Genomic DNA, 16169 nt, shown 5'->3' on the forward strand with positions numbered 1-16169 from the left:
TCAGCATATGCAATTCCAATCTTGTGCTGAGATTCTTTGTGCTTTCTTTCGGCAGCTTTCTTTAGCCACTCAAAAGCTTTTGTCGAATCTTTTTCTACACCATTTCCATACATATATGCTATACCCACTTTATATTGAGCATCTTTGTTGCTTTTTTGAGCCAACTGCAAATAACAATTAAAAGCTTTTTCATAATCTTTTTCTACTATAATTCCATCAGTATAAATTTTTCCTAATTTATATATAGATTTAGCATGTCCTTGCGCCGCTGCCTTCTCGAACCATTCCCAAGCCTTATGCTCATCTTGTTCTATCCCATCTCCAGCTGCATATCTCAGCGCCATATGATATTGAGCATATACATATCCATTCTCTGCAGCAGTGCGCAGCCAATCAATTCCAGCACTTACATTTTTTTTAATATCGATTCCCTTGATATATTTCCAAGCTAGATCATATTGCCCTTTTGCATCTGCGGGCTCCATGAAATCTATAGGCAAAATGGTGGAGTTTGACATCACTTCTTCTAAAAATAGTATTTCATAGTTTTCCATTTTCGTTTCTATAATATTTTTATAAATACTAAACACATCAAATTGCGCTAGGGCATTTAACTTTTGTTCTGCYAACATCGCTTCGATAAAACTTGTTGGCTCAATCAACTTTTTTTTGGTTTCAGATAGCAAATGATATGCCTCTAACATCTCTAATGCTACTGTACAAATAGCATCGTCCTGTAATACYTGCAGCTCCAGATAAATTACTCCAATATCAATTTCTTCAATATCTTGAATCTGCATCAAAATTTCCAACATATCTAATTCTTTGCTTGCAATAACTTTATTTTCAAATATTTGTGTAGTTATTATTTCAGCTTTTTCAATATTATTCAATGTATGAAAGTTTATTAATGCTGTTACCTGTAATATATCTCCAATAATATTATCTGTTGTATATGTAACTTGATTTAATACCATTTCTAAATTATTCATTGCATAAATTTTTTCATCCAAGCTTATCAATAGTTCTGCAATCAATTCGTTCTTTAACTCGATATTTAGCAGTCCTAATATTGTTCTAAGATTTACTATAATTGCCGCGCTAATACAATTTCTTTCATTTAATGCTACAATCGTTTCTATTATATAATCATCATATTGATTGGTTCGCATTCTTTTAAACCAGTCTGTATTTTGTAGTAATGCATCCTTATTTCCATCAATAAATAAAGCAATCATTTCTGCAATCATTTTATTTATCTTGTACACCGGCTGCGCTACTAAGTAGTCTATATCAACCATCTCTATACACCCCCGTCATTTTCTTCTTATTATATTTAATTTTTTAAAAAACTTTCTTTTCTTAATCTTATCTCCAGCCTCCAGATGTCCTTGCTCGGCAGCTTTTTGATACCAAAAATAGCCTTGTTCTTTGTCTTTTTTAGTTCCCAAGCCTTTTATATATGCCGCTCCTAATGCGTACTGTGCATACATATTCCCTTGCTCTGCAGATTCTTTAAACCATTTAAAAGTTTCATCCAAGTTTTTTATCACACCCTTACCATATTCATAGCACAATGCCAAATTATATTGGGCTTTTGCATGACCTTGTATTGCAGCTTTTTGATACCATTCAAATGCTTTAGAATAATTTTTCGTTGCGCCTTTTCCGTTTTCATAAAGATATCCAAGATTATTTTGTGCTTTAGCAAAACCACTTACTGCTGCCCGTACATACCATTCAAAGGCCTTATCCAAATCTAAAGTAGTTCCTATACCTTTTTCATAGCATAAAGCTAGATTAGTCTGAGCTTTTACACTTCCTAAGGTAGCGGCTTTTTGATAAAATTTAAATGCCATTTCTAAATCTGAATCAACACCTGTTCCTTTTTCATAGCAATATCCTAATTTGTATTGCGCTTCTACATGTTCTTGCTCCGCAGCTTTTTGATACCACCGAAATCCTTGTATCAAATTTTTCTCTGTACCATTTCCATAAATATATGCGGAAGCAATTCGATATTGCGCTGTCGCATCTCCTCTTTCTGCCATCAATTTATAATTTTCAAAAAGTTCAGCATTATCTATTAGTTCTAGATTTTCGGTTATAACTTTCACTTCTGCAGATTTATTACCTAGTAACAAAGGAAGAGTATCATGTGAAATACTGGTATTTACAATAGATGCTTGTTCATATATATATGCATAGCTTACTTCATATTGAGCATTCTTATGCCCCTGATCCGCTGCCATTTTAAACCATTTAAAACCTCTCGCTACATTCTTTGTAACCCCAATACCGTTGGTATATCCAAAGCCTATATCATATTGCGCATCTTTATCGCCACTTATGCCCATGCGTATTAAACTCCTAAAAGATTTCGACATATCCTCAATTCTACATTCATTTAAAATAAAGTCTATAGATGGAATTATCACCTTATTCATGTCTATCTTCTTTATAAAATTATCAATATTTTCATAATTTAATATTTTGGCTTCAATTAACTCTAAGTAAATATCATTAATAGAAATTTTAGTATTCATATTTAAGTTCTGCTCTGCCAGTATTTTATTTGTCATCACAAATTTATCGATTGTTTCTTTCTTTATATCTAGGTGATATTCTTCAACAGTTTTTAATAAAATTTTTCCAATAAAATTATCTTTTAATGTCTGCGACTCCAAATATATAGCACCAATTTCTTCTTCAACATCCATAATCAGTGTTATAATATCTTGTAAATTTATTTCTATATCAGATAAAACATTGTTTTTTTGCAATTCATTTGTAATCATTTTCATTTTTTCAATATTTTTTATTGTATATTCACCTAAAATTGATGTAATATTAAATATGTTAATTAATGGGTTATCTGCAGCATATACTCCGCTATCTATATTAATTAATATTTCATTTAAATTATCTATAGTATCAACTTGCTCATTTAATTTAGTCAACAATGGCCATAAAAGTCTGTTGCGCTTCCTTAAATATATCAAGTTTAGCTCCATCGTCAAGTTTATGATTATTTCAGAATGAATATACTCTAAACTATAGAGCACATTGAGAGCCGTTACGATATATTCATCAATTTGGGTATCAGTATCGATATCATCTTGCATTTTTTTTACCCAGCTAAATTCATAAAACATTTTCAATTTATTTTTATTATTCAACACAGCTAGCATTTGGGCTACCATTTCGTTTATCCTAAAAGCAGGAAGACTCTTTAAATAATTAATTTCTGATTGAGTAATCAATAACGTACCCCCTAATAAAATTTTCATATCGTAAAATTATATGAGGGCAAGCCAAACTTTACCATACATTTTGAGTATGTTTTATTAAATATTTATCAATTTCACCTTGTCAATTTCAAAAAAWTTTTAGATAATTAACACATAAATATTTTTGGAGGTACTCATGAAAACTAAATTAAACTTAGCAGARATTTATCCTTCTCTTTCTATTCCAGGTGCTAATCCTATTTTGGAAATATATAATCAATATAAAAGTACAGAATATRACACTCACAATAAACGTCCTTGCATAATAATCTGYCCTGGTGGATATTATCAGTATACTTCTGACAGAGAAGCTGAGCCTATTGCTTTAAAATTTTTATCAGAAGGCTATAATGTATTTATATTGCGATATAGCGTATTACCAGTTCAATATCCACAGCAACTCTTAGAGCTTGCTGCAGCCGTTGCTCATGTCAGAGTTAATGCTACACAATATTACATTGATCCCAAAAATATATCCATAGCCGGTTTTTCGGCTGGAGGACATCTATGTGCCAGTTTAGCCACACTGTTTGGTCGCAAATTTATATCTGATACACTCAAAATTAAATCTACAGATTGCTATCCAAATAAATTACTTTTAGGCTACGCAGTAATTGATATCAAACCACATACCCCTCCAAAGTTTGTTGTTGAAGATATCGACATTACACCTTCTCGACAGGAATACTATACTACCGCCATATCTGATTATGTCTCTGCAGCAACACCRCCTACTTTCATTTGGCATACAATATCTGATAAAGTAGTTCCAGTCGAAAATGCATTTATGTTTGCTGATGCGCTTAGAAAAAATAGCATACCTTTCGAACTTCATATTTACCCCTTCGGAACACATGGGCTAAGCTTAGCAAATGACCAAAGTGCCACTAACGAAAAACATCTCAACGAACATGTAGCAAGCTGGGTTAATCTAGCGCTTGAATGGCTAAAAATATCATACAATTAAAAAGCAGGGAGTATTTTCCCTGCCTAATCTACATTTTCTAGCTTAATTAATAAATATTCCTCTTCATTTGTTTCCAGCGTTGCCCCATCAATAAGTTTAATTGCTATTTCACCCATTTTTGCACATCTTCCTGTAATGTAGGAGTCGTAATACTTATATAATTCGCTCAATATATTTCTAACATCTAGTAATATCACTTGTTGAATATCGTTTAAATTATTTCTCTGATCACAGATACAGCCAAGTGCTAATATACAAGAAATTAATCCACAATCATTTAAATTAGCTGTTTTAATTGCATCGATCAATCGCATAATCACATTTTCTAATTCATCAGAAGATATAATCGTATGATCCTTTAATGCAACACCTATAGCATGAGCAGTATCTTGTATCAAGTCTACTTTCCCTTTCTCTACTTGATTTACACTCTTAAAAAACTCTTCTAATATCCAACTTATATTAGTTTTTGTTTTGGCRTGAGTATATAAACAAGCCCTAAGATATCTTGATTGCCTACAAATTTTCATCAATTTTTCTAAATCTTGTTCATCTGCACACATTCCTAGAGTAAAAATAGCTTGAATATTTGTTGTCACCTGTTTACCTGCAACGCCTAATTGGTGAAATTCTCCACCCAGTTGTTCCATGCATCTCTTAGCAAGTTCTTTTTTTTCATTCTCAGACCATATATTTCCAATTTTTCTTGCCATAATTATAAAACGCATTTTAGTTTCATCATTGGTAGTCTCTTTCAATATTTTTAAAATCAAAGGTTTAAACTCAGATTTATTAGGTGCTTGATAAATATTATTAATCAATGTTTGAATTTTAAAAGTCAAAGTTTTATCCAAATATGGAGGCTTAGATTTTGCAATTTTATCACATAATTGTATAAGTCTACTTATTTCTGCAACAGCATTTAAGGGTGTTCCTCCTGGCGGATTAAACTTATATTTTTTGTCTCTATTAATTTTTCCACTCTCCGTTGCGATTTCAACTATTCCACTTTCTCTTTTCAATTCTCCTTTTTCATCATCACTAGTCCAAGCATTAATCGTAATAACTTTATTGGTCCCCATATGCACCTTAAATGCAACATAGCTGCCTTTTACATATTTTTGCTTAAATACAATATTTCCACTAGCAATCGTTCGATACGTACCATCCAGATTTCTACTTTGAATTGGAATAGTAATTTTTTGTTGATTAGGCTCTATTCTAAATCCAAACATTACTTTTGAAATATACGGCAGTTCGGCACCTGTCTCTATCAACTGAGTTACTGCACCATTTCTAGAACCTAAATATAGGCTATCATTTAATATACTACGTCCCCACTCAATTTTGATACTGTTTTTGATAGCTACAGCCTCTTCTGTACTCGACATACTTTCATTTTGGATAGCATTTTCATCCACTTCCAAACCTATTTTCATATCATCTTTAATGATATCATCATACTTGTGCATATAATAATGATATACTGCCGCACCTCTTGCCACAGCTTGATCGGGATCTAGTGCAATGATAGGTTCAAATCCAAAAAAATCTGCTAACCTATTTTTAATCATATAAAATTTTGACATTCCACCATTTACAACCACCGCATCCACTTTTAGATTATCTATTCCCATTTTTTCAGCAGCTTTTTGTAAGACATCCAATATAGGATAGATGATATTTCGAGTATCTGTTATAGACTCTATGTGCTTGTAGTCTTCAAATTTTATATCTTGAGCCATAAAAGTTTGCAAAATATCTTCAAGTTCTTCTTTAGTAAAACTGTCATCATAGGCATAAGCAATCCCGCCCATGTTTCCTCCAACAGAAAAACCCTCATCCTCATCATCATCCCAGCCAGAATCACTGACATACTCTTCCCCATAGCGAGTATTAAGCTCGATTTTTATGTCTTCTGCAAACACCTTAAGAATTGGTAATATTTGTGTTTTTTTACGTTTTAATTCAGTCACAATTTCTGGATATTTTTCATATTGCTTTAAATATCTAGTATACATAACTTCTGCAATCAACTCGTCAAAATCATCTCCACCAAGTCTAGTATATCTATTGGTTGCTATCTCATCTACTTTCAAAATATCAGCATATCCATCACGTCTTGAAATAGTATGCATTGTAATATCTAGTGTCCCACCTCCTAAATCAAATACCATTACATTTTTTTGAGTTAATAGATCTATAATTGTTGAATGTATTTCTCCGTTTTGAATTTGATTAATCAAGTCATATATCACGGCATTAGGTTCCGAAAGAAGCACTGGTCGTTCGCTTCCATCTTCATTTTTAATTTGAATTCCCGCAAAAACCGCCGCCTCCAATGTTGCCTTACACATAGTAGAGTCAAAATTTGCCGGCACTGTAATCACMGCATCAGTAATTTCCTTAGTTCTATAAATTTTTGCAGTTGCTTCTAACATATGCTTTAAAATTTGTGCCGAAATCTGCGAAGGAGTCTTATCCGGAATATCCATCGATAATCCGGCAGCAAACGGTTCTCCCATTTGACTTTTAATAGACTTTGCAACTAAATGGGGTCGAAGAGCATATTGTAATTTAGCAAAATCTCCAACCAAGGGCGAGTAATTGTTTTCCTCACGATAATATACACAAGAAGGCAACGTAGACTTTTTTTGTGTTGAAAGTTTTGGTTTCGAACTTACAGAATTATACATATCAATTGCTCTTGGTATATCAATTACTTTGCTAATCGCATCTCCATTTTGCTTCAGCGAAATAGTTGCTAAAACAGAGTTGGTGGTTCCAAGATCAATGCCCACACATAAATCATTATGCATTATTAGTCACCTCCATCACTTTAGGTCTTGAAATTTGAATGTCATTATATATCCAACCAGGTGAAATTATTTTTACTCTTTTTACATCAGTTTTATTTGCATAAGGACTTCCATCATATAAGCAAAATTGTGCTTCTTCAAATGTTAAATTTATAATATCACTTCCTTTTTTCATCGGATTAATTTTATTATCCTGAACAAATTTAGCCAATTTATCAATCAAAATAAGAAGACCATTTAATTTAATAGGTAAATCAAATTTATCTTTTCGTAACCGTTTAACCTCTTTCTTAATTACCAATAATTCATCTAAAACACATCCATATTTTTCAGAATTTAATTGGCTAAAAAAATACGTAAATTCCTTTACCTTACTCTCTTCTAGCTGTTTCTCAAAATCATCTTGCAATTCCGTTAACATATTATTAAGCATGTTGTTATCTTTTTCTAATTTATTGTTATTATTTTCTAATTCTGTAATCTTATCTATCAAATCTTGTTTTGATAAATTATTAATTTCATCATTATTYTTATACTTTTTATTAAATTGATTAGTTTTTGGATAATGATACACATCTGAAATAATATCAACTACATCATAGAAAAAATACTTTGCATATACAATTCCAAATTTATATATTTCTTTTAGCTCTTTATAAACATCCAATTCCGGGTATTTATAATACATCATTATCGCCAAAATTTTAAATTCTTCTTCATGTCTAGAAATATGAGAGCTAATTGCATTTTGTCGTAATTCTTGAAATTTTTCAAAGGCCTGTTTATCACCATTGATAGCTTGACCAAAATATAGCATTGTTTTTTCGGCCCAACTAAAGATTTCAACTCTTCTTGCCGGATGCCCCAATTTACGTTTTTTCAAGCTCAAAATTATGTCCGAACCATTCAAATCATAATCATATCTTGAATTCATATTAATAGCAATTTGATAAGGCTCGTACGAATAATCTTCACAAATTACTCGCAACATTCTATTTTCTTCTATATAGTGTTCAAAATTATGCTGTCGATTTACTCTTGGAATATGCTTTTTTTCCATTATTACATGGACCTTTTCTAAAATCTTTTTAACCTCTTTTTTTTCTACATTAATTTTACTCAAATTTTACACCTCTTCTTTCTACAGTCTATATATCTCCTGATTATCAATAAAAATAAATTGCGAACGACAATCCGATTCCCGCATTACGGCTTGTTCTATGTCATGATCATTTAAACTAAACGGCTTTTCGCAATGAACTATATATACATGACGCGCATTAATTTTAGTTACGAAATTTTTAATCTCCGAAAAGTCTACGTGCAATGAAAAATCTATATTCATATTATAATACTTAGACTTTGTAACCTTTTTAGACGTTATACAAATATGAGGTGCATCCGATACAGTAGCACTATTATATAAGCGCACATTTTCATGCAATATCGGTATTTCCAATTTTTCTATAACATTCAGTAAATTTTTATCAACATAAATCAAAATATCTTGCTGATTAAAATCATTGAGAAGCTTTAGAAACTCTACCCCTTTTGTCAACTGATTTACCTGACAAGATACAGATCTACCTAAAAAGATTTGTTTATATATCTTTTCTATTGTTTTATATATACCATTTTGGTTTTTTGCATAACTGGAATGTTTGGAATGCAAACCACACATAATCATGGTATCTATCTTAAACCCTGAAAAATCAAAACACCCACTGGTCAACGGACTATTCGCAATAGAATAATCTCCAGTATATAAAATCTTTGAATTACGATATTCAAACAAGATCATCATGGCTCCTGGAATATGCCCTGCCGGAAAAAATGTAGCACTATAGTTTCTAAATTTAATTGTTTTTGCATAGGTAACAGAAATTATTCTATCTAAAACCGATTTAGTTGCTAGCCTTTCTAATTCTCTTGCGTTGGCATTACTATACACTCTATCATATAATTGATATTTGGTCAAAGCTTTAGTCACCGCTGTCATGTATGTATTCGCCTGAGTTGATTCTGTCGCAACATGAGTTAAATATCCAACATGGTCTAAATGCGCATGAGAAATAAAAATTTCATCAATCTGAGATAAACTATTTATAAATGGTGAAGTTTTTAATGCGTGTAAATTTGGTGTAAAAACCAATCCTTCTTTGTCTATTCCAATCCCGGCATCTAACAAAATATTAGATTTTCCCAACTTCAAAAAGTAACAACTAGCCCCAACATTTTGCCCTCCACCCAAAACCATAAGATTCATCTATCTTCACCTCCAAATAACTATCTTATATCAGCAAAATCACCCTCTTTCTTGGAAAATATACCCATTATTATAACTTATTTTATACTATTAATCAAGCTTTTATTTGTTTATTCATAGTTATCATTGTTGTTACAAAATCTCCTATTAAATTATATTTTCGGTATACGACTCTAATGCTATTTTTCAAATATGACTTGACATTCTTTGGCATTTGGTATATGCTGACATCAAAAAAAGTATGCAGACGTTTGATCTTGAGTATCTGACGATTGTTTATAAGACTATCAAAAAATAAGGATGTTCGATATCCATTTTAGTCTTGAAAGGAATGATTATTTAGTGTATAAAAAAGTTGATACTAGCTTAAATTTTGTTGATAGAGAATTGGAGACTCTTTCATTTTGGAAAGAAAATAAAATTTTTGAAAAATCTATAGAAGCTAGAGCTAATAAAGAAAATTTTACTTTTTATGAGGGGCCTCCAACTGCAAATGGAAAACCTCACATAGGTCACGTACTCACTCGTGTAATCAAGGATTTTGTCCCTCGCTATCAAACTATGAAAGGCAAGTACGTTACCCGAAAAGCTGGTTGGGATACTCATGGACTTCCTGTAGAACTAGAAATCGAAAAACAATTAGGCATCAGCGGTAAGCCAGAAATTGAAAAATATGGTGTAGATGCTTTTATAAAAAAATGCAAAGAAAGTGTTTTTAAATATCAAAGTGATTGGGAAAAAATGAGTGAGCGAGTTGGCTATTGGATTGATCTAGAACATCCCTATATAACTTACGATAACAATTATATTGAATCTGTATGGTGGTCTCTCAAATCAATATGGGACAAGAATCTGATGTATAAAGGATATAAAATTGTGCCGTATTGCCCTCGTTGCGGAACTCCTCTATCTTCTCATGAAGTCGCTCAAGGCTATAAAGATATAACAGACATTACTGCCATTGCCAAATTCAAATTACTAAAGGAGAAAAACACTTTCTTCCTAGCCTGGACCACAACCCCTTGGACTCTTCCGTCCAACGCTGCACTTTGTGTAAATCCTGTCGCCCTTTATGTAAAAGCTGCTAAAGATGGCGAAAACTTTATCTTAGCAAAAGAACTTGTCACAGCGGTTTTGGGCGAAGATGTAAAAATTTTAGAAGAATATACTGGGGCCGAACTTAAAGGTATAGAATACGAACCTCTATTCGACTTTGCAAAGCCCGACAAAAAAGCTTTCTTTGTTGTTGCGGATAATTTTGTTACTTTATCTGACGGTACGGGAATCGTTCACATCGCCCCTGCTTTTGGTGAAGATGATGCCAAAGTTGGTCGCGAGAATGATATTCCGTTTATTCAGCTTGTAAATGAGCAAGGATATTTTACTCCAGAAGTAACTCCATGGCAAAATATTTTTGTCAAAGATGCAGACAAGCTCATCATTAAGTGGCTAGACGAGCATAATAAGCTATTTGCCGCCTCACCTTATGAACACAGCTATCCTCATTGCTGGCGATGCGATACCCCGCTTCTATATTATGCTCGAGATACTTGGTTTATAAAAATGAGTACGGTTCGCGATAAATTGATTGCTAATAACAAAACAGTAAATTGGTTGCCTCCTTCTATTGGAGAAGGCCGCTTTGGTAATTTCCTCGAAAATGTTATCGACTGGGGATTATCTCGAAGCCGCTATTGGGGCACGCCTTTGCCAATTTGGGAATGTCCTAATGGTCACAAACACGTTATCGGCAGTATTGAAGAACTCAAAAAACTTAGCCCAGACTGCCCTGCAGATATCGAACTTCACAAACCATATATTGATTCGGTTCATATTACTTGTCCAGAATGTAACAAACTGATGACGCGCGTTCCTGATGTTATTGACTGCTGGTATGATAGCGGATCTATGCCTTTTGCACAACTGCATTACCCATTCGAAAACAAAGAACTATTTGAACAAAATTTTCCTGCAAACTTTATTTCAGAAGCAGTAGATCAAACTCGCGGATGGTTCTATACTTTAATGGCTATTTCTACTTTAATTTTTGATGTCGCGCCATATAAAAATGTAATTGTTATGGGACACGTTTGCGATCAACATGGTTTAAAAATGAGCAAGTCCAAAGGAAACGTTGTTGAACCATTTAGTGTAATTGATGTTACCGGAGCTGATGCTGTGCGTTGGTATTTCTACTATGCAAGCGCACCTTGGCTGCCAAGCCGTTTTGGTATAGATAATGTCACAGAGGCCTCTCGTAAATTTATGGGAACTGTTTTAAACACTTATGCATTTTATATTTTGTATGCTGATATCGATAAGTTTGACCCTCAAAAATACACTCTTGATACTGCATCTTTAAATATGATGGATAAATGGGTGCTTTCAAAATTGAACACTGTTGTTAAAAACGTAGATACCTTCCTCGGCGATTATAAGGTTTTTGAAGCATCAAGAACTATGCAAGAATTTATTGATGATGTATCAAACTGGTATATCCGTCGCTCCCGCGAAAGATTCTGGCTTGGTGGAATGCCGCAAACTAAGATCAACGCATATATGACTCTCTACACTGTCTTGGAAACGTTAATCAAAATTGCTGCACCGTTAATTCCATTTTTAACAGAAGAAATCTATCAAAATCTTGTTCGTACCACTAATAAAACAGCCCCTATGAGCATTCACTTGTGCGATTTTCCTACTGCAAATGAAACTCTAATCAATACCAACTTAGAAGAAAACATGGACAGTGTATTAAAAATTGTAAACCTCGGTCGTGCTTGCCGAAATGAAGCAAATATCAAAACTCGTCAACCAATTGGCAAAATGTATGTGGGTTCTACCAAAACTCTCACAAACGAGTTTATTCAAATTGTTGCCGAAGAACTAAATGTCAAAGAAGTAATCTTCACAAGTGATGCGACCGACTTTATTTCGTATTCGTTTAAACCTCAAATGCGCACACTCGGTCCCAAATATGGTAAACTTCTAAATGATATCAGAATTGCATTAGCAAATCTTGATGGCACCGCGGCCTTTGCAGAACTTAATGCATCTGGCATCCTCGCTCTCAAAATCAAAGGCGAAAATATCAGTCTAACTAAAGATGATCTTCTTATTGCCACTACTCAAAAAGAAGGCTATATCGCTGCCAGTGAAGCTGGATTTACCACTGTCATCGACACTGAGTTAAATGATCAATTAATAGAAGAAGGATTCGTACGCGAAATTATTTCAAAAATTCAAACTATGCGTAAGGAATCTGATCTACTTGTTCAAGATCATATCACCGTGGGATATGCAGACAACGATAAAATTGCTGCTATAATCGAAGCAAATGCAGATTTAATCAAAACCGAAGTCCTTGCAAATGCAATAGAAAATAAACTTTCTCAAACCATTGTCAAAGAATGGAAAGTAAATGGTGAAACAGTTAAGTTTAGTATCAAAAAATTTATGTTATAAAATATAATTTCTAAATTCTGGATTGCCTTTATTATGGCAGTCCTTTTCTTTTACTTATAAAAATTCTTAAATTGTATAGACTAATCTTATACTATAATATTTGAGGTGAAACAATGAACCAATCAGAAAGATTAGACTATCTTGTAACACATTTAGCAGCAGAATATAGTGATGTCGAAATTCCACAGACTTTTGCTGAAAAACGCAACTTATTACGTGCTTTAATGAATGTACGCAAACCAATCCCCATTAGCGATGAATGGCTTCAGATTCAAGATGCTTTTCTATCACAAGAAATTGCCGAAAAAGGGATTATTTCTCGAGAAAAACTTATTACTGATGACGGAAACATTTTTGTATGGAAAGGAGATATTACTAGACTTCAAGTAGATGCGATCGTGAATGCTGCCAACAGTCAACTTCTTGGATGTTTTATTCCAAATCATCATTGCATCGACAATGCGATTCATTCTGCAGCTGGCCTACAACTTCGCCAAGCTTGTGATGGAATTATTTCAAAACAAGGGCATCCAGAAGCAACGGGATCTGCGAAAATGACTGCCGCTTTCAATTTACCTTGTCGCTACGTAATCCATACAGTCGGTCCTATTGTACATGACAAATTAACTCCTCAAAATGAAGAAGACTTAGCAAACTGTTATAAATCTTCGTTAAGCATTGCCGCGGCAGAAAACTGTCATGTCATCGCTTTTTGCTGTATTTCTACTGGAGAATTTCATTTTCCAAACCGACGAGCTGCAGAAATAGCCATAAAAATTGTTAAAAATTTCCTTACCGAAAATGATAAGATTAAGGTGGTGTTCAATGTCTTCAAAGATATCGACTACAAAATATATTCCGAGTTACTCCGCACAGATTGAAGATTTAGCACAAATATTAAGTCAAATTAATAATGTTATAATTGGAGCTGGAGCTGGATTATCCACATCTGCTGGGCTGACTTATTCTGGCAAAAGGTTTACCGATGCCTTTCCCGACTTCATTCAAAAATTTGGTCTAACTGATATGTATTCTTCAGCATTTTATGAATTTCCGGATTTAGAAACAAAATGGGCATATTGGAGTCGCCATGTATTTATGAATGGCTACAACTATGTATTAAATGATACGTACGATATCTTGTTTGATTTAATCAAAGATAAAAATTATTTTGTACTCACCACAAATGCAGATCATGCCTTTTTAAATCACGGCTTCGACCGAAAAAGATTATTTTATACCCAAGGAGACTATCAACTATTTCAATGTTCTGTCCCTTGCGTGCAAGAAACCTTTAAAAATCAATTCCAAATAGTAACAATGGTCAAATTTCAAAAAGATATGCGAGTTCCCACCAAGATGCTTCCAAAATGTCCCTACTGTGACGCCCCTGCTATTAGCAACTTGCGAATCGATGATACATTTGCTCAACCCCCAGGTTGGTATGCAGCACAAGAGCGCTACGAAGAATTTTTGCTGACATATTCTGAAAGCAAACCAATATTGTATTTAGAGCTAGGAGTTGGTTTAAACACACCCGGTATCATCAAATATCCATTTTGGCATTATACTAAACTAAATAATAAAGCCACGTATGTAAGCATTAATCTAAACGAAGTTTCTGTTCCATCAGAAATTACAGATCAAAGCATTTGTATAACCCATGATATTCATGATGCCTTGCATGATTTAAAGAAAATATATAATATATAAATAAGCAACCGTTGAGCTATCCATAGGAGATAGCTTCTTTATTTTTGAATTAAATACTTGTATAATTTAACAAAAGGTTGTATAGTTACATATAGACAATTCCATTCAATACAGTAAAAAATCAATGTATAAGGGGGATTTATTTTATAATGAGAAATTTAACACTTTTAACCGACTTGTATCAACTTACTATGATGCAAGGATATTTTGAGTATGGTATAACTGACAAATCTGTAGTCTTTGATATGTTCTATCGCAAAAATCCATATAACGGAGGATATGCCATCTGCGCAGGCCTTGAACAAGTAATAGATTATATAAACAATTTACATTTTACAGAAGCTGATATTGCATATTTGCAGAGTTTGAATATTTTTAAAGATGAATTTTTAGCTATGCTACGAACTTTTAAATTTACTGGTGAAATATACGCTGTTCCTGAGGGCACTATTGTCTTTCCAAATGAACCTCTTCTACGTGTAAAATCTAATATAATAGAGGCACAATTTATCGAAACAGCTATATTAAATATAATCAATCATCAATCTCTCATAGCAACCAAAGCATCTAGAGTGTGCCTTGCTGCCCAAGGAGATACTGTTCTTGAATTTGGATTGCGACGCGCTCAAGGGCCTGATGCCGGTACATATGGTGCTAGAGCTGCCATTATCGGCGGATGCACTGGCACTAGCAATGTACTTTCTGGGCAAATATTTGGACTTCCAATTTCTGGAACACATGCACACAGCTGGGTTATGAGTTTCGATACCGAATTAGAAGCCTTTAGAGCTTATGCCAATATTTTTCCTGAAAAAGCTATTCTGCTGGTCGATACTTATGATACACTTGGCTCCGGTATTCCCAATGCCATTCAAGTTTTTGACGAGTTGCGAGAAGTCGGTAAACTAACCGGAATATATGGCATTCGTCTTGATAGTGGCGACCTTGCCTATCTCTCCAAAAAGGCTCGCCGGATGCTGGATGCGGCCGGATATGAGCAGGCCATAATAAGCGCATCGAGTGACCTAGACGAAAATTTAATAACTGATTTAAAATTGCAAGGAGCAAAAATTTCGTTGTGGGGGGTAGGCACACGTTTGATTACATCTGAAGGCTGGGGAGCATTTGGAGGTGTCTATAAAATTGTTGCAACTGAAAATAAATATGGTGAATTTATACCCAAAATCAAGCTTTCTGATAATGTTGCCAAAGTGACTAATCCCGGAATCAAAAAAATAGTTCGCTTCTATGATAAAGAACATCATAAAATCAAAGTCGATATAGTTGCACTAGATGATGAGCACTACGATGAAACTCAAACTGTAATAGCTTCTGACCACAATGCTCGTTGGAAAAAAATGGCTTTACTCCCTGGAAAATATACTTTACGTGAACTTCTTGTGCCAATTTTTAAAGATGGCGTATGTGTTTATGAATCTCCGAGCATATTAGAAATAGCAGCTTATGCAAAAAAAGAAATGGCTACTTTGTGGGAAGAGCATACCAGATTTATTAATCCCGAAATTATGCCTGTGGATTTATCAGATAAACTATACTTCTTGAAAGACGAAATGCTCAAAAATTTTAATTTCTAATATAGTAGCGTAAACCCTACAATTATCTGTGGGGTTTCTAGCTGTTGATATAGT

At 33.6% G+C, this 16169-nt stretch carries 10 protein-coding genes; 5 read left to right on the top strand and 5 right to left on the bottom strand.

Annotated features, from left to right (window positions below):
* Together EPU_RS12655 and EPU_RS12660 are read right to left on the bottom strand one after the other, a co-directional pair.
* Positions 1 to 1301 (bottom strand): tetratricopeptide repeat protein (locus EPU_RS12655; RefSeq protein ID WP_198006398.1); only part of this gene is annotated, 1301 nt, incomplete at its 3' end.
* Positions 1302 to 1316: 15 nt separating this feature from the next.
* On the bottom strand, positions 1317 to 3263 hold the full coding sequence (locus EPU_RS12660; protein ID WP_010167205.1) for an SEL1-like repeat protein: 1947 nt from the start codon (positions 3261 to 3263) through the stop codon (positions 1317 to 1319).
* 163 nt (positions 3264 to 3426) lie between these two features.
* Here EPU_RS12660 and EPU_RS04680 point away from each other — a divergent pair, with 163 nt between their 5' ends.
* Positions 3427 to 4257, top strand: a complete 831-nt coding sequence (locus EPU_RS04680; protein WP_052296460.1) for an alpha/beta hydrolase — start codon at positions 3427 to 3429, stop codon at positions 4255 to 4257.
* A gap of 23 nt (positions 4258 to 4280) precedes the next feature.
* On the opposite strand, the gene EPU_RS04685 is transcribed toward EPU_RS04680, so the two are convergent.
* From EPU_RS04685 to EPU_RS04695, 3 genes are read right to left on the bottom strand one after another with little or no spacing between them, the layout of a single operon-like run.
* Entirely contained in the window at positions 4281 to 7076 is a 2796-nt protein-coding gene (locus EPU_RS04685) for an Hsp70 family protein (RefSeq protein WP_029488030.1), read from the bottom strand.
* The gene (locus tag EPU_RS04690; protein ID WP_029488031.1) at positions 7069 to 8199 is read right to left on the bottom strand and encodes a hypothetical protein; all 1131 of its coding nucleotides are present in this window, start codon (positions 8197 to 8199) and stop codon (positions 7069 to 7071) included. Before EPU_RS04690 ends, EPU_RS04685 begins: the two co-directional genes overlap by 8 nt.
* A gap of 18 nt (positions 8200 to 8217) precedes the next feature.
* On the bottom strand, positions 8218 to 9342 hold the full coding sequence (locus EPU_RS04695; protein WP_010167209.1) for an MBL fold metallo-hydrolase: 1125 nt from the start codon (positions 9340 to 9342) through the stop codon (positions 8218 to 8220).
* Between the two features lie 342 nt (positions 9343 to 9684).
* Between EPU_RS04695 and ileS the strand changes: the two genes are divergently transcribed.
* The 4 genes from ileS to EPU_RS04715 all read left to right on the top strand — a co-directional run bounded on the left by ileS (position 9685) and on the right by EPU_RS04715 (position 16115).
* Complete coding sequence (gene ileS / locus EPU_RS04700; RefSeq protein ID WP_010167210.1) at positions 9685 to 12807, top strand: isoleucine--tRNA ligase; 3123 nt, start codon at positions 9685 to 9687, stop codon at positions 12805 to 12807.
* Positions 12808 to 12920: 113 nt separating this feature from the next.
* Positions 12921 to 13688 (top strand): protein-ADP-ribose hydrolase, encoded by a 768-nt coding sequence (locus EPU_RS04705; protein WP_010167212.1) that lies wholly within the window; start codon positions 12921 to 12923, stop codon positions 13686 to 13688.
* The gene (locus tag EPU_RS04710; RefSeq protein WP_010167214.1) at positions 13633 to 14520 is read left to right on the top strand and encodes an SIR2 family NAD-dependent protein deacylase; all 888 of its coding nucleotides are present in this window, start codon (positions 13633 to 13635) and stop codon (positions 14518 to 14520) included. Before EPU_RS04705 ends, EPU_RS04710 begins: the two co-directional genes overlap by 56 nt.
* 149 nt (positions 14521 to 14669) lie before the next feature.
* Entirely contained in the window at positions 14670 to 16115 is a 1446-nt protein-coding gene (locus EPU_RS04715; protein WP_010167216.1) for a nicotinate phosphoribosyltransferase, read from the top strand.
* Positions 16116 to 16169 lie beyond the last annotated feature (54 nt).

It is taken from the genome of Candidatus Epulonipiscium viviparus (assembly GCF_000171335.1).
Taxonomy (GTDB): Bacteria; Bacillota; Clostridia; order Lachnospirales; family Cellulosilyticaceae; genus Epulonipiscioides; species Epulonipiscioides viviparus.

Excerpts from the sequence above, each read along its gene's own strand:
- EPU_RS04695 (WP_010167209.1), bottom strand. The coding sequence starts at position 9,342 with ATGAATCTTATGGTTTTGGGTGGAGGGCAAAATGTTGGGGCTAGTTGT.
- EPU_RS04705 (WP_010167212.1), top strand. The coding sequence starts at position 12,921 with ATGAACCAATCAGAAAGATTAGACTATCTTGTAACACATTTAGCAGCA.
- EPU_RS04710 (WP_010167214.1), top strand. The coding sequence starts at position 13,633 with ATGTCTTCAAAGATATCGACTACAAAATATATTCCGAGTTACTCCGCA.
- EPU_RS04715 (WP_010167216.1), top strand. The coding sequence starts at position 14,670 with ATGAGAAATTTAACACTTTTAACCGACTTGTATCAACTTACTATGATG.